This window comes from Snodgrassella sp. W8124, from assembly GCF_016100875.1.
Classification (GTDB): Bacteria; Pseudomonadota; Gammaproteobacteria; order Burkholderiales; family Neisseriaceae; genus Snodgrassella; species Snodgrassella alvi.
In genome coordinates this window covers 730,908-754,379 of sequence record NZ_JACFRP010000001.1, presented here as the reverse complement: position 1 = coordinate 754,379, position 23,472 = coordinate 730,908, and the positions used below count along the sequence as shown (strand labels likewise).

Below are 23,472 nucleotides of genomic sequence, written 5' to 3'. Positions count from 1 at the left end.
CACAAATCACGTTCAAGGATAATAATTATGGGCTTTTTGCAAGGCAAAAAAATCCTCATCACCGGTATGATTTCTGAACGCTCTATTGCCTATGGCATTGCCAAAGCCTGTCGTGAACAGGGAGCAGAACTGGCTTTCACCTATGTTGTAGACAAACTAGAAGACCGGGTACGCAAAATGGCTGCCGAACTGGGTTCAGAACTGGTATATCGCTGTGATGTACAAAGTGATGATGAAATCAGCCAGTTGTTTTCTGATTTGGGGAAAAGCTGGTCACAGCTTGATGGTCTGGTACATGCTATTGCTTTTGCACCAAAAGAAGCCTTAAACGGGGATTTTCTGGATAGTATTACACGCGAAGCATTTATGACGGCACATGAAGTGTCTGCTTATAGCTTGCCTGCACTGGCTAAAGCTGCCCGTCCGTTAATGAGTGGCCATAACAGCTCTATTCTTGCCCTGACCTATCTTGGAGCAGTACGTGCCATACCTAACTATAATGTAATGGGTATGGCTAAAGCATCATTGGAAGCAGGTATCCGCTTCACAGCAGCCTGCCTCGGAGAGGAAGGAATTCGATGCAATGGTATTTCAGCAGGCCCGATTAAAACTCTTGCTGCTTCAGGCATTGCCAATTTCGGCCGTTTGCTGGCACATGTATCTGCACAAAATCCTATTCGTCGTAATATCACTATTGATGAAGTTGGAAATACTGCTGCTTTCCTGTTATCAGATCTGGCTTCAGGTATCACAGGCGAAATCACATATGTTGATGGCGGTTACAGTATCAATGCTCTGGGCGTACCGGAAGATCTGGTAAGTACTCATCACAGCTAAATTGTAAATAGTTTTATTAATACAAACTTAATTTAGAGTATATAAAATATTATGTATCAGCCGTTTTGATATAAAACTCAGTATATGCAAAGCCAAACTTTTTTCGGGTTTGGCTTTTGTAATGTAAGCTTTGAATCACTAAAGTCTATTTATTAATAATAATTTCGAATAATTCTATTATTTCTATTTATAATGGCAACAGAGCTGATGCCAGATGTAACTCCTCTCATCCCGACAATTCATTCGTGTATAAAATTCAAAAATATAATGAAGAAAACCATACTTTTTTTAATTTTATTATATTCAGCACTGGTACAGGCTGAATTTATTCATCCGATGGATTACGATGGTTCTCAGAAACAGAAAAAAGCAGTAAAACAATTTATTAAACAGCAGGTACAGCATGATTATTGTCAGGAATTAAATATCTGTAATGCATCTGCTCTGCGTAAAATGGAAAAGAAAAATTTCCGGGCATTTATGAAGGCAACGCATGCAACTGACAGAAAAGTCATGGATGAAGCGATTGACCATTGTATGCATTATATGGATATGTGCGAATATTCTATTATTGAACTTAAATATTCAGATATTAAGAAATCTGAAAATTAAACCAAGCTAATAAACAAAACCTGACTTGCTTTATTATGCTACTAATCTGGTTAGCAAACTGTATATAAAGTAATCAGATTAACAATTTAAGTTGCAGCTATCTGTTTTAATTGTCCTATTCTCTTTAGCCAGCTTAATTTATTCTTAATTAAGTTATTTCTTTTATTATTTTTACATTGAATAACTTAGCTCTGGTATGACTGCCTGCTTTATCGCGCTACTATGAAAAAGCCAAATACTTGATTTTCAGGCCAACTATGGAGGCAAACATGAAATTTATTGAACAGTTTAAAGCTTTTTTATTACGAGGCAATGTCATTGATCTGGCTGTCGGTATGGTAGTGGGTACTGCTTTTACTAATATGGTGAAATCACTGGTAGATAATGTCATTATGCCACCAATTGGCCTGCTGATTGGCGGGGTAGATTTTTCCAATTTATTTATTACTTTACGCAGTGGCTCTAAATATCCGGGCCCGTATGAAACATTGGGGGCGGCACAGGCTGCTGGTGCGGTAACACTCAATATTGGTTTATTCATCAATACTGTTATTAGTTTAGTAATCATTGGATTTGCGATTTTTTTGGTTGTCAAAGGAATCGACAAACTGCATAAAAGCCCTGCACCAAAAGCCACCACAAAACAGTGCCCGCAATGCTGTACTGATATTCCGATTCAGGCAAAACGCTGCCCGAACTGCACATCCGAGTTAAATTAATTTAAAACAATATTTTGTTTTAAAACGTGGTGTACACTACAAGTTATCAAACAAAATCTGAGTTTTTGAGACAATTGAAAAAAGCTACAAGTTACCTGTAGCTTTTTTTGCGCCAGCGAATTATATATATATTTTCAGGCAGGCAATGGATAAGTGTGCGTATTAAATATTTACTCAATATGCCACAGAAAATAATTTAAACTTACAGGAATAACAATGCAAAATAGCCCGACTCCGTTTTATAACCCTTTATTAAGCTATGAAGATAATTATCATCAAGGGCCTTTCGGTGATTTCAGAAATTTAAATGTATCTGCTGATATTCAAAGCCAGCCTGAGCGTTTTCTGAATATGAAGGTTAATTTACCTTTTGGTATTCCTGCCGGCCCTTTGTTAAATGCAAATTTTATTCGGGCTGCATTTAAGCATGGTTTTGATTTATGTGTTTATAAAACTGTCCGAAGCCGAGCTCAGGCCAGCCACCCGTTGCCTAATGTTCTATCTATTCATCCTGCCGGTAAGCTTTCTGCTAATGTGGATACTGTTCTGGCTGATAATCAGTACACTCAGCCTTTATCTATAACAAATTCTTTTGGCGTACCTTCTTATAATCCGGATATCTGGCAGGCTGATATGGCAGAAGCAATTCAGGCTGCGCAGAAAGGCCAATATGTTATCGGCAGCTTTCAGGGAACACCGGGTAATGAATCCAGTATAGAAAAAGATTATGCCCGAACGGCCGTTCTAGTAAATGAAACAAAGGCACCGATACTGGAAGCTAATTTAAGCTGTCCGAATGAAGGGGTAAATAAATTATTGTGCTTTGATTTTGACAAAGTGGAGCGGATAGCTAAAGAAATTAAAAATGCTGTTCCGGATAAACCTTTGTTTCTGAAACTAGCGTATTTTGCAGATGATAATGCTATCTTCCCCTTATTAAGTAAGCTGGACGGAGTAGTTGACGGCTACAGTACTATAAATACGTTATCAGCCAGACCGGTTGATGCAGATGGTAAACCTGCTTTAGGTACAGACCGACCTACCGGTGGTGTTTGTGGTGATGCCATCCGCTGGGCCGGATTAGAAATGGTAGAACGTCTGGCCAGATTAAGAGCCCGTCTGCAAAACCATTTTGCGATTATTGGTGTTGGCGGTGTAAGCTGTACTGAACATTATCAGGCTTACCGTGCCGCCGGAGCTGATGCTGTGATGAGTGCTACTGGTGCCATGTGGAATTCGCAGCTGGCTATAGAAATTAAGAAAAGTCTGAATAAATAATATAAAAGCAGACAGCCGGAAGTTGATCAGGCTGTCTGCTTTATATGTTCAGAACTTTTTCATCGCTTTATGCGATAAGGTTCATCCATAGCAATAAAATCTTTTTCTTCAAGCGCCTGAGCAATCCATGCTGCTACTGCTTCATTGGCACATAATGCATTTATATAATTAGTCAGTATTGCTGAAGTATGAATTTGGAAACCTTTTAATCTTAAACACATGGGTGCATAAAAAGCATCGGCAATACTGAATTTACCAAATAGAAACGGTCCTTCAGATACAGCCAGAAATGATGACAAATGCTGATCAAGGAAATCAATTTCTTGTTTTACTGCGGGAAAATCCCGCAGGATAATCTGGCCGATTTCAGGCAGCACTGCCTCAATATTCATGGGTAAATGCCGGCGTATATGATTATAACCATTATGCATTTTAGCCACTATACTTCTTGCTCTGGCACGGGCTTTATAGTCTTGCGGCCATAATGCCAGTTCCGGATGTTGCTCAGCCAGATATTCACAAATTGCCAGAGAATCACTGACAATCAGATCATCATCTGTTAATACAGGCACGGTACCATAAGGATTGAGCGGCAGTATGGTTTGTTTAAAAACCGAATCGGGTGCAAAACTGTCAAAGCGTACCAGATGCTCAGTAAAATCTATCTGAAAATACTTCATGACTACCCATGGCCGCATTGACCAGGTAGAATAATTTTTATTGCCGATATAAAGTGTGTAATTCATTCGCTTTTCTCTTTTAGTAGACATATTTTATAATTGATTAAGCATAGTATCAGCTTAATCTTGTGTAATCTAGCTCAAGGAAAAGATAAATCAGAAAAGTGCTTTAATACAGATTTTTTTGCCCGTGCCGGTAAATTCGGTACAATAACAGGCTAAATTAATCAGTCCTACAGCAGTTATTGCACATGCTCAGCTATCGCCATGCTTTTCATTCCGGTAATCATGCCGACATTCTTAAACATTATTGTCTGATGACAGTACTGGAATATTTCAAACTGAAAGACAAACCTTTTTGCTATGTTGATACTCATGCAGGTGCAGGACTGTATAATCTAATCAGTAAAGAAGCTCAGAAGGTTGGTGAATACAGGGAGGGAATCGGGCGGCTTCTGGCTGCAACTAATCTGGATAATAGTTTAGAACAATTCCGTAAGGCTGTTGTCTCCTGCCTGCCAGATGATACAAATCTTTATTGCGGCTCTCCATGGCTGGCTCAGGCTCTGGCTCGCGAACAGGATCGTCTGCGCCTGTTTGAATTACATCCCGCGGATGCAGAATTATTGCGTAATAATATGCGTAATATTAAACAGCCAAATCGTGCTCAAGTGTTTTGCGATGATGGCTTTAAAGGTCTGCTATCTATGCTACCCCCGCCAAGCCGGCGTGCAGTCGTATTAATTGATCCCCCATATGAATTGAAGCAAGATTACCAACAGGTAACAGACACGCTTAAGACCGCCCTGAAAAAATTTGCTAGTGGCTGTTATTTAATATGGTATCCATGTCTGAGCCGTGGTGAAAGTCTGAAATTACCCCAAAATCTGCAAAAACTGGCTCCTGATAATTTTGTTCAGGCAGAATTGTATGTACACGCACCACGCCCGGATGGTTTTGGTATGCACGGCAGTGGTATGTTTATTATCAATCCGCCGTACACATTGCCCGGGATACTGGAAAAGGTATTACCGGCAATGACTCGGTTACTGGCTCAGGATGACAGTGCACATTTCGTTCTTAACTCTGTGATTGCCTGAATATAAATAATTTATGGTTAGCAGAGTCTGTTATTTAGTCGAGAAAAGTTAAAGCTATTCTGTAAGCTTTCATGCGGAGTGTATCCGGCCTGTAATAAAGAAATTATAAGGTCGGATTAAAGTTGAAATCCTCAATCATTATCGCTGAATAATTTCATTGATTTTCTGAAAAAAATCATTCAAAGATAAATACAATCTAATGTATATAGTGATTAAACGAGCTGAATAATACTTAAGAAATGTATAATAATAGTGAGTTTTAAAAGGGAGTATTCGCATGTCTGTTTTACTGTCTGATTATCTGCAACAGCAGCAGCAAAAATATGCTGTTACACCGCATTTGCCTGATGTGATTACTAGCATTAGTCAGGCCTGTCTGCACATTAATCGTGAAATACGTCTGGGCGCTCTGGATAATATTCTGGGCAGTGCTCATACAGGTAATATACAAGGTGAAGAGCAGAAAAAACTGGATGTTTTATCCAATCAGATTATGATTGATACCCTCTCTGCTAATCCAGCTATTGCCGGACTGGCCAGCGAGGAAGAGGATTCATTTGTTACAGCCAGTCAGAATGGACAGTTTCTGGTGTTATTCGACCCACTGGATGGAAGTTCCAATATTGATGTGAACATATCCATCGGGACTATTTTTTCGGTATTGGCTAAACCGGATGGTGCGCTTACTACAGAAAGCTTTTTACAATCCGGCCGGCAACAGCTTGCCAGTGGTTATGTGCTGTACGGACCGCAAACCATTCTGGTACTGACATTGAAACATGGTATTGCCATGTTTACTCTGAATGTACATAACCAGTTTCAACTGACTCAGGAAAATCCGCAGATACCTGTATCTACAGCTGAATTTGCTATTAATATGTCTAATCAGCGGCACTGGCAGCCGGCTATGCAAAATTATATTGCTCAGTTGCTGGCAGGTAAAAGCGGCTGTCGCGGAAAAGACTATAATATGCGCTGGGTGGCATCGATGGTAGCCGAGGTGCACCGGATTCTTATTCGCGGCGGTATCTTTACTTATCCGCAGGATAATCGCAATCCCGATAAACCTGGTAAGCTACGCTTAATGTATGAAGCAAATCCTATGAGTTTGCTGGTTGAGCAAGCTCAAGGGGCTGCTACAAACACTCGTCAAAACATTCTTGATATTCAGCCAGAAGGCCTGCATCAGCGTGTAGCCGTTGTACTTGGCAGCAAGGAAGAAGTAGACTACGTTACTGCTATGCATAATGCAGACTAACCGTTGCAGATCATTCTGCAATTTTTTTATTTTACTCCCCTCAGGAGATTTTAATGATTAAATTAACTACGAATTTTGGTGTTATCGGTATTGAGCTTGACCATAAGAAAGCACCCAAAACCGCTGAAAATTTCGAACGCTATGTTCGTGAAGGCTTTTATGATGGCACCATTTTTCACCGGGTTATCGATAATTTTATGATTCAGGGTGGCGGCTTTGATAAAGATATGCAACAAAAACCCACTCATGAACCGATTGAAAATGAAGCCAATAATGGTTTGAAAAATGATCGCTATACTATTGCAATGGCTCGTACCATGCAGCCTCATTCAGCCAGCGCACAATTTTTCATCAATGTAAAAGATAATGATTTTCTGAACCATACTAAAACGGATTTACACGGCTGGGGATATGCTGTATTTGGTAAGGTAGTTGAAGGACAGGATGTAGTTGATAAGATTAAAGGCGTCAAAACCGGTAATCATGGCCCGCATCAGGATGTACCAGTTGAAAATGTAATTATTGAAAAAGCTGAAATTGTTTAAATAACATTAAAATAAATGCATTAGATAATCCTGATGCATTTTAAAACAGCAATTAACTGCTTTTTTAACTCTTTTTTGTATAATTAATGAAGTCTTCATAAGCAAAATTTTTCGGCAATGAAAAATTTTGCTAAAGATTTACTTCAATAATTAAAATACAAGGAAGACTTAATGAATATAGTAACTTTCAAACTTAAAAAACGGTTGGAAGAATTACTGGCTAAATTTGAAGAACATAATAAATTTTTAGATTAATATTTTGCTAAAATAAGTTAATAGCATCAGGTCCTTTAGACAATAAAACTGGTGCTATTATTAACGTAAAGAACAAAATCATTAATATTGCAAATATATTAATATTATTTGTGGTAAGAATGATGATTAATTTTAATGTTATAGTTAGTTATGCCGCTGCATTATTAATATATTTAGCAGACAATAATGATAATAAGGAGATGAGAACATGAAAAATCTTAGAATGAAATATTTTGACTTATCGCCAGAACTCATGAGTGGTTTTAGAGCCGTGAAAGTCGCCCTTGAGAAAAGCGTTGTTGAACAGAATCTTATTGAGTTGGTCTATCTCAGAGTTTCTCAAATTAATGGATGTGCATATTGCCTGAATCTACATACAAATTCCTTGCTAAAAGCTGGTGAAACGCAGCGCCGCATATCTGAAGTGGCCGGATGGCGTGTTAGTGATCAATTTTCTAAAAAAGAACAAGCGGCATTGAACTGGGCAGAACAGTTAACGCTAATATCGACAAGCCACGCCGATGATGAGTCGTTTGAGTTATTAAAAAATTTCTTCAATGATACAGAGATATCTGACCTTACATTTGCAATATCGCTGATGAATGGAATGAACAGACTTGCCATTTCTATGCGGCAATGAGGTGCATTATGGGCAATGTTGAATAGTTGACTTAAGTAAGGTGTAGGTTATTTAGGAATCAGAGTTTAGGTGCTGGTAATTTCTTTTTTAAGGCCTTAAGTACTTATCCAAATAGTGTGCAGACTATAACTATCTTGAAAAAGAATTTATTATACCTAAGGGAAGGACTACAAAAGCTTTTCATTAAATTTTTATATAAAGCCATTAAAAGCGTTGCGGCATAGTAATGAGTGATTCACTTGAAGAAGCGAAAAACATTATGAAGTCAGATCCATTCTGTGTTTATGATCTTGTTGATTTAGAATTTACTTTATTTCAAGCTGCTAAAATCCCGCCTAACTTATTAAGTAATTAAGTCCATATTTTCACAGCAGGCAGTCTTGTTAAAGGCTGCTTTTTTATGCTATCAAAGAAACTGTATCTATGAATAAAACAATACCCTGCTAAACTATTTTGGCAGGGTATTTAGCTATAACATTAAATGATTTATTGAAGTGGCTTCATATTCATCACTTCCATCAGGAAGTTGGTGAATGCCGGATTAGCCGGTTTGGAGCGCATTACCGGCCAGCGCTGCTGCCAGCCTGATAAAGCATTCTGAATATAAGCTTTTGATTGTGCTGTATCGATTGAACCTTGCTGACTTTCAACCACACTGCGTAAATAAATGGCATACATGTCATCATCTACCATGTTATGCCCTACCTGAGCAATGCGAAACTGATCCAGTAATTGTGCAGCCTGAACTTTGGTCATGCTTCCCTGTGAAACCTGAAAGCTCAGGCGGGTAGCTTCATCACGGATTCGTGCCACATCAGACCAATGACTGCTGGCTAAATGAAATTCGTTACTTCCAGTACCATCTACCACCTGTACTGGTTTAACTTCTTTATTATTCTTAGCCGTTAAAGGGTTTTTAACAGATGAACAACCACCCAAAAAGGCTGCAACGACACATAATGCTAATGTTTTTTTCATCATTTGTTTACTCAGTATATTGCTTGAAAATATTGCTTAAAACAAAATTAAAAGCCAGCTAGCTTAAGCGTGTGGCTGTACATATATCGTTTACAATTGTAACACAGCCATGACTGTAATAAAAAACCGAACCAGTTGTTTTCTGGTTCGGCATTATTCAGGCAAATAAATTATCAGGCTAGATCTGCAAATAGTGGTGTAGAAAGATAACGCTCACCATAAGAAGGAATTAAAACTACAATCAGTTTATTTTTGTTTTCCGGTTTAGCTGCAAGCTGCAGGCCTGCCCATACAGCAGCACCGGAAGATATACCGACCAGAATACCTTCTTTAGATGCCATGGCACGTGCAGTATCAAAACAAACATCGTTCGGCACTTCAATAATACCATCATATATTTTGGTATTCAGAGTTTTGGGAATGAAACCTGCGCCAATACCCTGAATCGGGTGCGGCCCCTTGCAACCACCGGACAATACCGGAGAAGCTTCAGGTTCAACTGCATAAATTTCTACTTCAGGTTTCTTCTCTTTCAATACTTCACCTACCCCAGTTATGGTACCTCCTGTACCGACACCGGCTACGAAAATATCGATTTTGCCATCGGTATCATGCCATATTTCCTGTGCAGTAGTTTCACGGTGAATCTCCGGATTAGCTGGATTTTCAAACTGTTGCGGCATAAAATATTTTTTCGGGTCTGAATCAACGAAAGCCTGTGCACGGGCAATGGCACCAGACATGCCTTCTGCTCCGGGCGTTAATACCAGCTCAGCGCCAAAAGCACGCAATAACATGCGCCGTTCTTTACTCATTGTTTCCGGCATGGTAATAATCAGTTTATATCCGCGTGCAGCGCAAACCATGGCCAGCCCAATACCGGTATTACCGCTTGTCGGTTCTACAATCACTGTATCAGAATGAATTTTACCGGCCTTTTCTGCAGCATCAATCATACTGGCTGCTATTCTATCCTTAACACTATTGCCCGGATTAAAAAATTCCAGTTTGACTACAACTTTACCCGGTAAACCCGCACTTAGACGATTCAACTGTACCAGTGGTGTATTACCAATTAAATCGGTGATGCTAGAGGCGATATTCATTTATTATCCTTCGTCATGAGAAACTATCTTTGTTATCTTAGATGAAAATTATGACCAGCCTAAATAATTTATATGCGGATAGATACAATTAATATTTATATAGGCGTACTAAATATATATAATATAGGCTTAAAATATTAATATTATTGCTAAAATGCTAGCAATTATTATAACAGTAATCTGAAAAATTATTTAATCTTAACATTTTGAAAACTACTCAATTAGAAAGCTTATGCAGGTTTGATATTGTCATAAAAATTTCAGCCAATAAAAAAGCTGCCGTCACCAGCAGCCTTTTGTACAGCAATCAGTATATATGTTACATCTTAGGCATCCACTTTAGCCGCTACATCTACATATTCCTGAATTTCATTGAAGTTCATATAACGATAAATTTCAATACCTTTATCATTGATAATGGCGATATTTTCGCGATATTCATCGATATTCGGAATATGTCCCAGTTTTGAACAGATGGCTGCCAGTTCGGCTGAGCTTAGATATACCTTGGTATTTTTACCCAGTCGGTTCGGAAAATTACGGGTAGAGGTTGAAACGACAGTTGATCCCTCTCTTGCCTGTGCCTGATTACCCATACATAAAGAACAGCCCGGCATTTCCATACGCGCACCTACCCGGCCAAGAATACCGTAATACCCTTCATCAGACAGTTCTTTAGCATCCATCTTGGTAGGAGGAGCTACCCACAGCCGGACTGGCAGATCAGATTTACCATCCAGTAATGCAGAGGCGGCACGATAATGACCAATATTTGTCATGCATGAGCCGATAAATACTTCATCGATATGGGTACCGGCCACGTCAGACAAGGTTTTCACATCATCCGGATCATTCGGGCAAGCCAGAATAGGCTCTTTAATCTCATCCATATTGATATCAATAATGGCAGCATATTCTGCATCAGCATCAGCTTCAAGTAATTTCGGTTCTGCCAGCCACTGCTCCATTTTTTCAATACGGCGTTTCAGTGTGCGTGCATCCTGATAACCATTGGCAATCATGTTTTTCAGCAATACGATATTGGATTTGAGATACTCCTCAATAGGTTCTTTGTGCAGTTTTACCGTACAGCCGGCAGCTGAACGCTCAGCAGAAGCATCTGTGAGCTCAAAGGCCTGCTCAACTTTCAAATCCGGTAAACCTTCGATTTCCAAAATTCGGCCAGAGAAAATATTCTTTTTACCTGCCTTGGCAACGGTAAGTAACCCCTCTTTAATAGCCTGCAAGGGAATAGCATTAACCAAATCACGCAAAGTAATACCCGGCTGCATTTTACCGGAGAAGCGTACCAGTACTGACTCCGGCATATCCAGCGGCATAACACCGGTTGCAGCAGCAAAAGCTACCAGACCGGAACCAGCGGGGAATGAAATACCCAACGGAAAGCGTGTATGTGAATCACCACCAGTACCTACCATATCGGGTAGCAGCATGCGGTTTAGCCAAGAATGAATAATGCCGTCGCCCGGACGTAGTGCCACACCACCGCGTGAAGACATGAATACCGGCAATTCTTTATGGGTTTTAACATCAACCGGTTTCGGATAAGCGGCGGTATGGCAGAAAGATTGCATCACCAAATCCGCACTAAATCCCAGACAGGCCAGATCTTTCAGCTCATCACGGGTCATAGGACCTGTAGTATCCTGTGAACCGACTGTGGTCATACGTGGTTCACAATAAGTACCCGGGCGAATACCCTGACCTTCCGGCAAACCACAAGCGCGGCCAACCATTTTTTGTGCCAGAGTAAAGCCGGCAGTGCTTGGCGCCGGAGACTGTGGCAAGCGGAAAACTTCTGAATGCCCCAGATTTAATGCATCTCTGGCTTTAGCAGTCAGACTACGACCAATAATCAGATTAATACGGCCACCCGCCTGAACTTCATCCAGAATTACCTGTGATTTCAATTCAAATTCAGCAACTGTTTCGCCGTTTTTAATAATTTTGCCTTCATAAGGCAAAATATCAACTACATCGCCCATTTCCAATTTGGATACATCAACTTCTATAGGCAATGCACCTGAGTCTTCCTGTGTGTTGAAGAAAATCGGAGCAATTTTGCCACCAAGACATACGCCGCCGAAGCGTTTATTCGGTACATAAGGGATATTTTTACCGGTATGCCAGATTACGGAATTTGTTGCTGATTTACGTGACGAACCTGTACCAACTACATCACCTACATAGGCAACCAGATTACCTTTGGCTTTCAGCTCAGCCAGTTGTCTGATTGGTCCCACCTCACCCGGTTTATCGGGTTGAATACCTTCACGCGGATTTTTAAGCATAGCCAGTGCATGCAAAGGAATATCCGGACGGCTCCACGCATCAGGTGCAGGTGATAAATCATCGGTATTGGTTTCACCTACTACTTTAAATACTGTGACCGTGATTTTTTCCGGAACTTTTTCACGCGCAGTAAACCATTCTGCATTAGCCCATGATTCAATCACTTCCTTTGCATACTGATTACCAGCACGCATTTTTTCTTCTACATCGTGGAATGCATCAAACATCAGTAAGGTATGTTTTAAGGCATTGGCTGCAGTAGAAGCCAATTCTTCATTATCAAGAAATTCTATTAAAGGCTGGACGTTATATCCACCCAGCATGGTACCCAGCAATTCTACGGCGAAAGTCGGTGTAATTAACGGACTGGTAACTGTTTTCTCTGCAACTGCGCCCAGAAAGGATGCTTTTACTTTAGATGCATCATCTACACCCGGCGGTACACGATGCGACAGCAGCTCAACCAGAAATTTTTCTTCTCCTTTGGGAGGATTTTTCAGCAATTCAACCAACTCTTCTGTTTGCTTAGCTGTAAGCGGCAATGGCGGAATACCCAGAGCTTCGCGTTCAGCAGCGGCTGCGCGGTAGGCTTCTAACATCTTGAATGTCCTTAATGTAATGGTTTTTTAAATTTTTCTTGTAAATTTATTATGCATTCCCAATGCAATAACCTGAATGATAACCGAAAACAGGGACGATTGAAACAATTTGTAGTCGAATGTAGTCAAGATAAGAAAATGTAAAGATTAAAATAAAAGCAGCCTTAGATAGGCTGCGCTAAAAACAAAAACAAGAATTAGGATAAAAAATTACATCCTGATCAGTTAGTTTCAGGAACGCTTTTTCTTTTTAACTGTTCCTTTGCGGAAATTATTGGCTCCCTGAATATTCTGTGCAGTAACAGACTGTGTCTTTATTGCTAAATTATTTTGTCTGGCCTGCTCATAAACAGGTAATACCTCTGGCAGCATTTTCTTCAGTGCATTAATACGGGCATCATTGCTCGGATGAGTAGAGAGTAAGCTTGTGCCACGGTTGTTACCCATAACTTTATTCATTTTTTCCCATACCGTAATGGCTGCATGCGGATCATATCCGGCCTGTGCCATAAGTTTCAGCCCGCCGGCATCTGCCAGACTTTCCTGATGACGTGAGAAAGGCAGAGTCAGCCCAAACTGATTTAAAACATCTTTATAAATGCCTACATTGTTGGCACTGGCACCTGTTTTTGACTGTAAGGCAGAACTACCTATTTCAAGAGCAACACTAGTCAAAATTTGCTGACCGGCAGCTTTTTTACTATGCTCCTGAAGAGCATGTGTCATTTCGTGACCAATAATTGCCGCAATTTCATCATCACTCAGATTCAGACGATTAACAATACCGGTATAAACCACCATTTTTCCACCCGGCATTGCAAAGGCATTTGGTATTTCACTATTAATTACATTAAGCTGCCAGTCAAATGGAACTCCTGTCTGATTAGCTTCATTAGCATAAGGTACTAATCGCTGAAATATTGTATTTACACGCTTCGCAACAGGAGTATTGGTTTCAACTTCACCGTTGGCTTTAGCCTCCCCTATCATCTGAGTATAACTTTTGGCAGCAGCGGCATTTAATGTCTGAGTATCATAACCCATTACTTCTGCAACCTGAGCGCAACCACTCAAAGCCATTAAAACAGATGCCAGAGTAATTAATTTCGGTTTAAGCCTGATTAAATTCATAATTTATCCAAGTATAAAAGTAAATTGAAAATTAACACTTTTAAATGTCTTACATTTAGCTAAAAATGTAATAATGGGTTTTATTGTATTGTATTACATTAATTTACATATGATTAATTTAACTTAATAATACATTTAAGAATTCCATACTGCAATTTTCAACCGCCATCCGTGTTCGTCTAAATTATTATTAATACATAGATTCAATTATTTAAATATTTTTCTTATTAGTTTTAAATCTATTTGGATTTTCTGCTATCTTTAATATTCAATTATCATAAGTGTCGTAGTTTTACACCAATATTTTCACCATTCAGCACAACGGCTACAATAATGAAGGTACCACTGAGGTGATGTAAATAACGTGAAAATCCTGATACTCGGTTGCGGGCAGGTTGGTTCAACTATTGCCAGTAATCTGGCCAGAATGACCAATAATGATGTCACTATTATTGATATCAATGAGAGTGCCTTGCAGCAAATTAACCAACGCCTTGACGTACAAACTATTGTAGGCAATGGTGCCTGGCCTTCTGTATTGTCCGCAGCCGGTGCACAAGATGCAGACATGATATTAGCATTAACTCAGAATGATGAAACCAATATGGCAGCCTGCCGGATTGCCTATGCTCTATTCAATACACCTAACCGTATAGCCCGGGTTCGCTACAGCGATTTTGTTGAATTCGAAACCGGTAATAATAATTATAAAACCAGTCTGGATCTATTCAATATCACTGAAGCCATTAGTCCTGAGCAACTGGTAACAGAGCAAATCGTCAATTTATTACTACATTCCAGTGCACTGCAAATTCTACGATTTGCTCACGATAAAATTCGTTTACTGGTAATTCGTGCTCAGAATGGCGGTATGCTGGTCAATCAGCCCATCAGTAACCTGAAACAGCATCTGGAAGAAGGTGTAGATTGTCAGATTTGTGCTATCTACCGCAATAATCATCTGCTCGTTCCCACCGGAAGTACAGTCATACAGGAAGATGATGAGGTTTTTGTTCTTACTCCCACAGCCTATCTAGAAAATATTATGCGTGAGCTGCGCCCGATTAACAAACGCACACGCAGGATAATGATTGCCGGTGGCGGAAATATTGGCTATCGCGTTGCCAAACAACTGGAAACTCAGCTGGATATCAAGATTATTGAACGGAAACAAAATCGTGCTGAATGGCTGGCTGAAAATCTGAACAATACTCTTGTGCTGGTAGGTAATGCATCTGATGAAAGTCTGCTGGAAAACGAATATATCGATGAAATAGATGTGTTCTGTGCGCTTACTAATGATGATGAAAATAATATCATGTCGGCAATGCTGGCTAAAAATCTCGGTGCAAAAAGAGTAATGGCGATTATTAATCGCTCCAGCTACGTTGATTTATTGCAGGGAAGTGCCATTGATATTGTGATATCTCCGCATTTAATTACGATTGGTTCTATCCTGACTCATGTACATCTGGGCGATATTATGGCAGTTTATCCGCTACGCCGTGGTTCTGCAGAAGCGATTGAAGTAGTGCTGCACGGTGATCGCCATACATCTAAGTTAATCGGTCGTACCATGACTCAACTGCGCCTGCCAGCCGGCTGTTATTTTGGCGCAGTCATTCGCAATGAAAAAATAATTATGTATCATCAGGATACAGTTCTTGCAGATGGAGACCATGTTATATTTTTTATCGCTCGGCGTAAGGCTGTTCAGGATCTGGAAAAAATGATTCAGGTCAAACTGGGCTTTTTTGCTTAAGGCTGCCAGACTATGAGCCATTTTACCAATCGCTTTGTTTTGCATCACAAGGAATCAGGTTTTCTAAATAAAATTGCGCCTACGGCTCATATTGTGGCTAAAACCGGTTTTCTGTTTTCCTTGTTACTGCTTGCTCCGGCGATTGTTTCTTTAATCTATATGGATCATGTATTTCCGGCATTTGCTTTCACTGCTGGTATTTGCATGAGTGTATGTGTAGTGGCATGGTTATTAACCATGCGCTATAACCGTGAATTGCGACCGCGTGATGGTTATACACTGGTATTTATGCTGTGGATTGGCTTTGCGCTGATTGCCTGTCTGCCCTTTTATATTTATTTACCCGGACTAGGCTTTACTAACGCCTATTTTGAAGCTATTTCAGGGCTGACTACTACCGGTGCTACTATTATTACCAGTCTGGATTCACTTGCGCCATCATTAAATTTCTGGCGACACATGCTTAACTGGCTGGGAGGCATGGGTATTATTGTACTGGCTGTTGCGGTGATGCCAATGCTCGGCGTAGGAGGAACACAGCTATTCAAAGCAGAAATACCCGGTGTAAATAAAGACAGTAAGATGGCGCCACGCATTTCTGAAACGGCTAAGCGCTTATGGGGTGTCTATGTTTTATTTACTATAGTCACTTTACTGGCACTGCGTATGGCCGGAATGAGCTGGTTCGATGCGGTCTGTCATGCCATGTCTGCTTTTTCACTGGGCGGATTTTCTACCCACGATAACAGTATTTCCTATTTTCATTCCGTTCCGATTGAAATTATTCTTAGTATTGCCACTTTATTAGGCGCAATCAATTTCAGTAATCATTTTAATGCATTACAGAAAGGCTCATTACGTTATTACTGGCGTGATGAAGAGGTAAGAGTTTTATTATGTGTTCTCTTATTCAGCATTGTCAGTATCAGCCTGTATCTGTGGTGGCATAGCTTTTATTCTTTTTCAGAAGCATTTCGCTACACCAGTTTTAATCTGATTTCAATCGGGCTGGCAAATGGTTACTCAAATACAGATTTTGCTAAATGGCCTTTAATTGCTTCATTATGGATGTTTTTTCTGTCCAATATATTGTCTAACGGCGGTTCAGCCGGTGGCGGTATCAAAACTGTACGAGCTATTGTATTATTTAAATTCAGTCTGAGAGAAATGCTGCTGATGCTGCATCCTAATGCTGTCAGTATGGTTAAAATAAACGGCAGCAATATTCCTGACCGGCGTGCACTGACAGTAATGGCCTTTGTATTTGTATATGTGCTGACTATTATTTTATTCAGCTTTGCACTGATGATCAGCGGACTGGATTTTCTGTCTGCATTTACCGCTTCCGTAAGCTGTATTACTAATGCCGGCCCCGGACTGGGTGCTGTAGGACCGGCCAATAATTTTGCGTTTCTTTCAGACATTCAAAAGTGGTTATGTATTATGATTATGCTACTTGGCCGTCTGGAAATTTTTACTATTTTTATACTCTTTACGCCAGCTTACTGGAAAAAATAAATTATATTATGAGAAAAAGTGAAGGAAAAAAATTGATAAAACATTTAATGATGCTGAAATCAAAATTATTAGTTCAACGGCATCGTCTGATTTCTGGTACTGTGCTTTTAATAACAGCATGCAGCAATCAGCATGAAGTAGCTGTCCAGCCAATCAATACTAATACAGGTAATGCGGTTCTGCCCGGAAATCAGGCTAGCGAAACACCGGATAAAATTATTAGCAGCTACCAGCAATATCAGAATGCCCTTAAGGCAGTTAAAGACGGAGATGATATATTACCTGCACAATTTCTGGCCCGTCAGCCGGATAGTGCAATGAGTAACAGTATTCGTAATAACTGGTTACAGCAATTGGGGAAACGGGGAAACTGGGCTGTTTTTCGTCAGCAATATGCTTTACTGGATAAAAATGCCCGTGATATGGAAACCCGCTGCTATGCGGTACAAGGTGGTATAGAAAGTGATTCCAGCCTGATCGCTAGTCTGAGCCAGGAAACGGGTAATCTGCCGACAGGATGCAATCGCCTGCTTGTACAAGCTGCTGCCAGCCAGCAAATTAATGCACAAAATGGCTGGCGGCGTGTACGCTATCTACTTGCACTGAATCAAATTACAAATGCACGTAATCTGGCTCAGGCTTTGGGCAGTCCTTTACCAGATCCATTGAATGCTAGCGCAGGAAACAGCCAGGGCGCTCAGGAAGCTTTGTTATATCAGGTAACCAGTAAAGAAAACCGCAGTAAAGACAGTGCTGCAAACACATTAATGCAAATATCAGCCAATCTGACTAAAGAACAAATCGGTTTTGGCTGGGGGCAATTGGGATTAGCTCAGGCTTATAGTTTGAATTCAGTAAATGCACTGACATATTTCGACCGTGCCGATCCGGCACAGATGAATAATGAAATGTGGGAATGGTATGCCCGTTCTGCGCTGCGGTTACAACGCTGGCAGAAACTGAATAATATTATTCGTAGCATGCCGGAAGCTTTGCAGCAACAGGTTACATGGCAGTACTGGCTGGCACGCAGCTACCGTGCTTTAGGGCAAAATAATCAGGCACGGGAAATATTCGAACAAACTGCCAAACGCGGACACAACTTTTATTCTCTGCTTGCAAAAGAAGCACTCGGGAGCAAAGCAAGTGTTCAAAACACTGTTGCTAAAAGCAGCCAGCAAATTCAAAGCAAAATAGCAACTGATGGCAATATTGACCGCTCTCTGACTTTATTTAAAACTGCACAGGCTGAAAACAACTGGACAATGCGGCGTCAGGCTCAGCAGGAATGGCGCTATGCGACACGTAATTTCAATGATGACACCTTAATTGCTGCTGCAACATTAGCCGAAAACAATGGTTTTTATGAAATGAGTATCTATAGTGCAGACCGGGCTGATAACCAGCTTAATTATGAATTGCGCTATCCGGCACCATTTAAAGAACTGACTGTTCCGTTTGCTCAGCAAGTCGGCATCGATCCTGCCTGGGTGTATGGCTTAATCCGGCAGGAAAGCCGTTTCATGATTGGTGCACGATCCAGTGTTGGCGCGACCGGACTGATGCAGGTCATGCCGGCTACAGCTCGCGATATAGCCAAACGTCTGGGCATGGACAGTAGCGAGCTGTATACCATGAGCGGAAATATTCGTATGGGTACATGGTATATGAGTAGCGTACGTAAACAATTTGCCGATGAAGTATTGGCCACAGCCGGCTACAATGCCGGCCCCGGACGTGCTCGTCGCTGGCAGGCTAATACGCCTCTTGAAGGAGCAATTTATGCGGAAACGATACCTTTTGATGAAACGCGAACCTATGTTAAAAATGTAATGGCCAATACCACTTATTACGCCAATCTGTTTGGTGAACCCAGAACCACCCTTACAGAACGCATGGGTACCGTCCCCGCCCGCTAGTACAGCCAGTGAGCATCATTGCTCTGATTAACCTGTGTTTACCTTAAGCTACATATAAATACTGCATAATTTACATGCAGATTATTTAACCTTTCTGAAAGCACATTATGTTGTTAGACAGTAAACGTTCCGCAGTATTAATGATTGATTTACAAACACGCCTGTTGCCTGCTTTAAACAACACTGAAGAATTGCTGGCCAATAATATCTGGCTGGCCGGTCTGGCGCATGATATGGCGATTCCTACCCTAATCAGTGAGCATTGTGTTGATAAAATCGGTGCAACTCGTGAAGAAATCATCACTGCTGCACCACAAGCAAGAATCGTTCAGAAACAAAGTTTTTCTGTATATGCTGCCGGTGTGCTGAATGAAGACAGCCTGCAACAGGCTAACCAAATCATCATATCCGGCATTGAAGCTCATATCTGTGTGCTGCAGACAGCCCTGGATCTGCGCGCACATGGCTATGAGGTTTTTGTGGTTGCTGATACTGTCAGCTCTCGCAAACCGGAAGACGTTAAATTAGGTCTGGCACGAATGCAGGCGGCTGGTTGTGAAATTGTCAGCCGTGAGATGATTGCATTTGAATGGCTGTGTAGTGCCAACAACCCGCTATTCAGAGACATTCATAAAAAATATATTCGCTAAATTGCCAGAATACTTTTAAGTTATTGTGCGGTTAATGCAATTCAGATAAATAGCTAAAAAGCTGAACCCGATTTGATACGGATTCAGCTTTATTTTTCATCTGTGACTTTATACTTAATTCATAAAATCAAACTATTTAACTTTCACTTTTGGATTCACTGCGAATAATCAGTAACGGCAGATTAGTTTCACGCATGACAGTTTCGGCAAAACTACCCATTAATAAATGCATCAGGCCACTGCGTCCGTGAGTACCGAGAATAATCAGATCACTGCCATGTCCGTCAGCGTAATCAACCAGCATCTGAGCCATTTCTCTTGCCCCTTTATTGGCAATCAGCAAATGCCGGTGAACTTTATTTTCCGGTAAAGCTGCTTTTGCTTTTTCGATTGCTGCATCCAGTACAGTATTGCCTTCTGACAACGCAGCAGCTTCATAACTTTCATGTTGCAGAAATTCAGGAGCCAAAGCCATATATTCAGTCGGATTGGCAACATTCACGACAGTTAATTCTGCATCCTCCCCCTTAGCCAGACCAATAGCATGATCTAAAGCATTTTCTGAAGTATGGCTGCCATCTACCGCTACCAGTAAATGTCTATACATGAAACCCTCCTATCTTTTTAGCAATTCGAATCACTTGGCAGATACAGTATAATACCACTACCTGCCTAAAACAGCTTTACGGATTTAATTCACGTGTCGCAAATACTCACTTTTTCTGCAAATTATCAACGTCGCTTCGGCGGCATTGCCAGATTGTACGGTGAAGATTGTCTTCAGCGTTTTGCCTCGGCTCATGTTTGTATAGTCGGAGTGGGCGGCGTCGGCTCATGGGCAGTAGAAGCTCTGGCACGAAGTGGTATTGGTTATCTAACCCTGATTGATCTGGATAATGTAGCCGAATCAAATATCAATCGCCAGCTTCCGGCCTTAATCAGCCTGATTGGCAAGCCCAAAGTCGAAGCTCTGGCCGAACGTATTGCTGATATTAATCCAGATTGTCAGGTTAACTGCATTGAAGATTTTGTGGAAGCAGATAATATCGAACATATATTCAGCCGGCCGTTTGATTTCGTAATAGATGCTATTGATCAGGTACGCGTAAAAGCGGCCATGGCTGCATTTTTTACCTCCCGAAACCAGCCTTTTATTGTTTCCGGTGGAGCAGGCGGACAAAAAAATGCCGGTTTGATTCAATGCGCTGATTTAAGCAGAGTAACCCATGACCGCATGCTGGCAAATATGCGTTATACATTACGTAAACACTATGGTTTTAGCCGTCAGCCGGCAGATAAAATGCACATCCCCTGTATTTATTCCAGCGAGACTATAACTCTGCCTCAGTCCGGTATCTGCCTAACAGAACAAACTGCTCCGCAAGGTCTTTCCTGCGCCGGTTATGGTGCCTCTATGGTAGTAACAGCCAGCTTCGGTTTGCGCTGTGCTCAGGCTTGTCTGGAATATCTGTGCAAACACTGAACCATAACATGAGTAAAGAAAGTATAGCGGATAAAACCGTTGCTATGCTTTTCGGGCAGCCTGTTACCGAAATTCCACAGGATCTGTTTATTCCCCCGGATGCACTTCAAGTGGTATTACAAAGCTTTGAAGGTCCGCTGGATTTATTACTGTATCTGATTCGTAAGCAAAATATTGATGTACTGGATATTCCTATGCTTACTGTTACTGAGCAGTATCTATCCTATATTCATCAGATGCAACAGCATGAGCTGGATTTAACCGCTGAATATTTGCTAATGGCTGCGGTGCTGATTGAAATTAAAACCCGTTTACTTCTCCCTGCTCCGCCCGCCAGCGAAGAAGAAGTAGCCGATCCGCGTGCTGAATTGGTACGCCGTCTGCTTGCCTATGAGCAAATGAAGCTGGCTGCAGCCGGACTGGATGCTTTACCGCGTGCCGGACGTGATTTCGGCTGGGCATGGTTACCAGTTGAACTGGTAGCCGTAACGCAACCACCGCATGTACAAGTAGCTGATTTATCCCGGGCATGGCTGGCGATTCTTGCCCGCTCTCAGCACAATCGTAGCCATAATGTGGTCAAAGAAACATTATCAGTACGCGCCCAGATGACCGTTGTCCTGCGCTTCCTGCAAACTCGGCAGCACTGTTATTTCACAGAACTCTTTAAGCATAACGACAGTATGGCATTGGTTGTCACCACCTTCATAGCATTACTGGAACTGGCCAAAGAAGGGCTTGTATTTATTACCCAGCATAGTACCGGAGATCCGATCTCTATCCAGACTGCCGGTATCGAATCCGGCAACAATCAAGAATTGATTAAAAAACCAGCATTCTAGTGACAATAACTGTAAAAAACCCTAATATAACAGTTAATATTCCAATCAGGATAATCTTATGCCTGCTAACCCTGTATTATTTCAAACTCTGTTTAATCATTACTTAAATATTCCGCATTGCCGCTGGTTAAAAATCTACGGTGACAGTAGTTCTGATGAACCTGTTATTTCGGTAGACTGGCGCGACGAATTGCTGGAAAGTCCGAAAACCGGCAATATTCATGGCGGCATTATTACTACTCTGGTAGATATGGCTTCCGCCTGTACATTAGCAGCATTGTTTCAACAGTTTGAAACGACTGCTACACTGGATATGCGCATAGATTATCTGATGCAGCCAGTGCCTGATCAGCCTATACATGTACGTGCACACTGTTACCGGCAGGAAGGTTCAATTGCCTTTATCCGCAGCCACTGCTTTCAAAATGATGAAACCCGGCCATTTGCACTGGGAATGTCTACTTTTATTCATAACCCGTTAACCCAAGCAGAACAGCAAGCATTACAGGCGTATCTGCAACAGGAGCAGGCAAAATGAACTCAACAATTTTTCAACCGGATGAACAGCTGACTATTCAAGCTCATCAGCGCATACCGTACTGTGCAGCAATTAATCTGCAAATTGGTACGGATAGTCTTAATAAACGTCTGTACAGCTTGCCTTTTGCCAGACAAAATATTGGTAACATTTTCCTGCCTGCACTGCATGGAGGGCTGATTGGCGGCTTTTTACAGAGTTGTATCGGCTTATATCTGATGGAGCAGCAAAACCTGCAAGAATCTGCCCGGATTATTGACTACTCAACGGATTATTTATTAAGCGGTAAACCTGTAGACAGTTATGCACAATGTGAAATTATGCATGCCGGAAAGCGCATTTCACATGTTACTGCAACTATGTGGCAGGATCAGTCAGATAAACCCATTGCTTTTGCACGGGCACATCTGCAAATGCCGGCAGTGGCTAACTGATAAAAAGCTTTTCAAAAGTAAACAGTATTAAATCTCGGCTGAACATGAAATTAAGTTCAATCCCATTAAGCAAATCCAAAGCAGATCAGAAACAATACTGATAGTAAATTATATTCAAGCAACGCAACTGTAATAATAAATCATGTTACAGTTATTCAAACGAACTGCACAGCAGCCGGGTAAAGATTACAACTATGCTGATAAAACCCATTTCTCAAATGAAACAGGAGCGGAAAGTTTAGCCCCGAATAAATGAGGATTGTTAAATGAATGAG

23 protein-coding genes are annotated in these 23,472 nt (G+C 41.0%); 17 read left to right on the top strand and 6 right to left on the bottom strand.

Annotation, left to right across the window (positions count from 1 at the left end):
- Positions 1–27: 27 nt before the first annotated feature.
- The 4 genes from fabI to H3U73_RS03255 all read left to right on the top strand — a co-directional run bounded on the left by fabI (position 28) and on the right by H3U73_RS03255 (position 3,446).
- Positions 28–837, top strand: a complete 810-nt coding sequence (gene fabI / locus H3U73_RS03270) for an enoyl-ACP reductase FabI (RefSeq protein ID WP_078475778.1) — start codon at positions 28–30, stop codon at positions 835–837.
- A 267-nt stretch (positions 838–1,104) separates the two neighbouring features.
- Positions 1,105–1,449 carry a hypothetical protein gene (locus tag H3U73_RS03265; RefSeq protein WP_078475777.1) on the top strand — a complete coding sequence of 115 codons (345 nt, stop codon included), beginning with the start codon at positions 1,105–1,107 and terminating at the stop codon, positions 1,447–1,449.
- A 269-nt stretch (positions 1,450–1,718) separates the two neighbouring features.
- Positions 1,719–2,168, top strand: a complete 450-nt coding sequence (gene mscL / locus H3U73_RS03260) for a large conductance mechanosensitive channel protein MscL (protein ID WP_025330856.1) — start codon at positions 1,719–1,721, stop codon at positions 2,166–2,168.
- A 216-nt stretch (positions 2,169–2,384) separates the two neighbouring features.
- Positions 2,385–3,446 (top strand): hypothetical protein, encoded by a 1,062-nt coding sequence (locus H3U73_RS03255; protein ID WP_198190036.1) that lies wholly within the window; start codon positions 2,385–2,387, stop codon positions 3,444–3,446.
- A gap of 59 nt (positions 3,447–3,505) precedes the next feature.
- Here H3U73_RS03255 and H3U73_RS03250 read toward each other — a convergent pair whose 3' ends face one another.
- Positions 3,506–4,192, bottom strand: coding sequence for a glutathione S-transferase family protein (locus H3U73_RS03250; RefSeq protein WP_198190035.1), 687 nt, complete (start codon positions 4,190–4,192; stop codon positions 3,506–3,508).
- Between the two features lie 185 nt (positions 4,193–4,377).
- On the opposite strand from H3U73_RS03250, the gene H3U73_RS03245 reads away from it, so the two are divergent.
- From H3U73_RS03245 to H3U73_RS10735, 5 genes are all read left to right on the top strand, one after another.
- Positions 4,378–5,226, top strand: coding sequence for a 23S rRNA (adenine(2030)-N(6))-methyltransferase RlmJ (locus H3U73_RS03245; RefSeq protein WP_198190034.1), 849 nt, complete (start codon positions 4,378–4,380; stop codon positions 5,224–5,226).
- 277 nt (positions 5,227–5,503) lie between these two features.
- A complete protein-coding gene (locus tag H3U73_RS03240; RefSeq protein ID WP_198190033.1) occupies positions 5,504–6,484 on the top strand; it encodes a class 1 fructose-bisphosphatase in 981 nt (326 codons plus the stop codon).
- 53 nt (positions 6,485–6,537) lie between these two features.
- Complete coding sequence (locus tag H3U73_RS03235; RefSeq protein WP_198190032.1) at positions 6,538–7,029, top strand: peptidylprolyl isomerase; 492 nt, start codon at positions 6,538–6,540, stop codon at positions 7,027–7,029.
- A gap of 463 nt (positions 7,030–7,492) precedes the next feature.
- Complete coding sequence (locus H3U73_RS03230; protein WP_037476433.1) at positions 7,493–7,924, top strand: carboxymuconolactone decarboxylase family protein; 432 nt, start codon at positions 7,493–7,495, stop codon at positions 7,922–7,924.
- Between the two features lie 226 nt (positions 7,925–8,150).
- Positions 8,151–8,279: a hypothetical protein gene (locus tag H3U73_RS10735; protein WP_255516528.1), complete on the top strand. Its 129-nt coding sequence runs from the start codon at positions 8,151–8,153 to the stop codon at positions 8,277–8,279.
- Between the two features lie 131 nt (positions 8,280–8,410).
- Here H3U73_RS10735 and H3U73_RS03225 read toward each other — a convergent pair whose 3' ends face one another.
- The 4 genes from H3U73_RS03225 to H3U73_RS03210 all read right to left on the bottom strand — a co-directional run bounded on the left by H3U73_RS03225 (position 8,411) and on the right by H3U73_RS03210 (position 14,051).
- Complete coding sequence (locus H3U73_RS03225) at positions 8,411–8,902, bottom strand: prokaryotic membrane lipolipid attachment site family protein (protein ID WP_084564387.1); 492 nt, start codon at positions 8,900–8,902, stop codon at positions 8,411–8,413.
- Positions 8,903–9,075: 173 nt separating this feature from the next.
- Positions 9,076–10,008: a cysteine synthase A gene (gene cysK, locus H3U73_RS03220; RefSeq protein WP_037395155.1), complete on the bottom strand. Its 933-nt coding sequence runs from the start codon at positions 10,006–10,008 to the stop codon at positions 9,076–9,078.
- 326 nt (positions 10,009–10,334) lie between these two features.
- Positions 10,335–12,920 carry a bifunctional aconitate hydratase 2/2-methylisocitrate dehydratase gene (gene acnB / locus H3U73_RS03215; protein ID WP_084551246.1) on the bottom strand — a complete coding sequence of 862 codons (2,586 nt, stop codon included), beginning with the start codon at positions 12,918–12,920 and terminating at the stop codon, positions 10,335–10,337.
- Between the two features lie 231 nt (positions 12,921–13,151).
- Entirely contained in the window at positions 13,152–14,051 is a 900-nt protein-coding gene (locus H3U73_RS03210) for a M48 family metallopeptidase (protein WP_198190031.1), read from the bottom strand.
- Positions 14,052–14,415: 364 nt separating this feature from the next.
- Between H3U73_RS03210 and trkA the strand changes: the two genes are divergently transcribed.
- The 4 genes from trkA (at position 14,416) to H3U73_RS03190 (ending at position 19,900) form a co-directional block, all read left to right on the top strand.
- Positions 14,416–15,813 carry a Trk system potassium transporter TrkA gene (trkA, locus tag H3U73_RS03205; RefSeq protein WP_078475773.1) on the top strand — a complete coding sequence of 466 codons (1,398 nt, stop codon included), beginning with the start codon at positions 14,416–14,418 and terminating at the stop codon, positions 15,811–15,813.
- A 12-nt stretch (positions 15,814–15,825) separates the two neighbouring features.
- A complete protein-coding gene (locus tag H3U73_RS03200; protein ID WP_198190030.1) occupies positions 15,826–17,331 on the top strand; it encodes a TrkH family potassium uptake protein in 1,506 nt (501 codons plus the stop codon).
- A gap of 50 nt (positions 17,332–17,381) precedes the next feature.
- On the top strand, positions 17,382–19,250 hold the full coding sequence (locus tag H3U73_RS03195; protein WP_198190333.1) for a lytic transglycosylase domain-containing protein: 1,869 nt from the start codon (positions 17,382–17,384) through the stop codon (positions 19,248–19,250).
- A 107-nt stretch (positions 19,251–19,357) separates the two neighbouring features.
- Positions 19,358–19,900 carry an isochorismatase family protein gene (locus H3U73_RS03190; protein ID WP_198190029.1) on the top strand — a complete coding sequence of 181 codons (543 nt, stop codon included), beginning with the start codon at positions 19,358–19,360 and terminating at the stop codon, positions 19,898–19,900.
- A 136-nt stretch (positions 19,901–20,036) separates the two neighbouring features.
- On the opposite strand, the gene H3U73_RS03185 is transcribed toward H3U73_RS03190, so the two are convergent.
- Entirely contained in the window at positions 20,037–20,507 is a 471-nt protein-coding gene (locus H3U73_RS03185; protein WP_084551253.1) for a universal stress protein, read from the bottom strand.
- 102 nt (positions 20,508–20,609) lie between these two features.
- On the opposite strand from H3U73_RS03185, the gene H3U73_RS03180 reads away from it, so the two are divergent.
- From H3U73_RS03180 to H3U73_RS03165, 4 genes are read left to right on the top strand one after another with little or no spacing between them, the layout of a single operon-like run.
- Positions 20,610–21,383 (top strand): ThiF family adenylyltransferase, encoded by a 774-nt coding sequence (locus H3U73_RS03180; RefSeq protein ID WP_144363196.1) that lies wholly within the window; start codon positions 20,610–20,612, stop codon positions 21,381–21,383.
- An 8-nt stretch (positions 21,384–21,391) separates the two neighbouring features.
- Complete coding sequence (locus H3U73_RS03175) at positions 21,392–22,225, top strand: ScpA family protein (RefSeq protein WP_198190332.1); 834 nt, start codon at positions 21,392–21,394, stop codon at positions 22,223–22,225.
- 58 nt (positions 22,226–22,283) lie between these two features.
- Entirely contained in the window at positions 22,284–22,763 is a 480-nt protein-coding gene (locus tag H3U73_RS03170) for a PaaI family thioesterase (RefSeq protein WP_084551259.1), read from the top strand.
- Positions 22,760–23,197, top strand: coding sequence for a PaaI family thioesterase (locus tag H3U73_RS03165; protein ID WP_084551261.1), 438 nt, complete (start codon positions 22,760–22,762; stop codon positions 23,195–23,197). Before H3U73_RS03170 ends, H3U73_RS03165 begins: the two co-directional genes overlap by 4 nt.
- Positions 23,198–23,472: the final 275 nt, after the last annotated feature.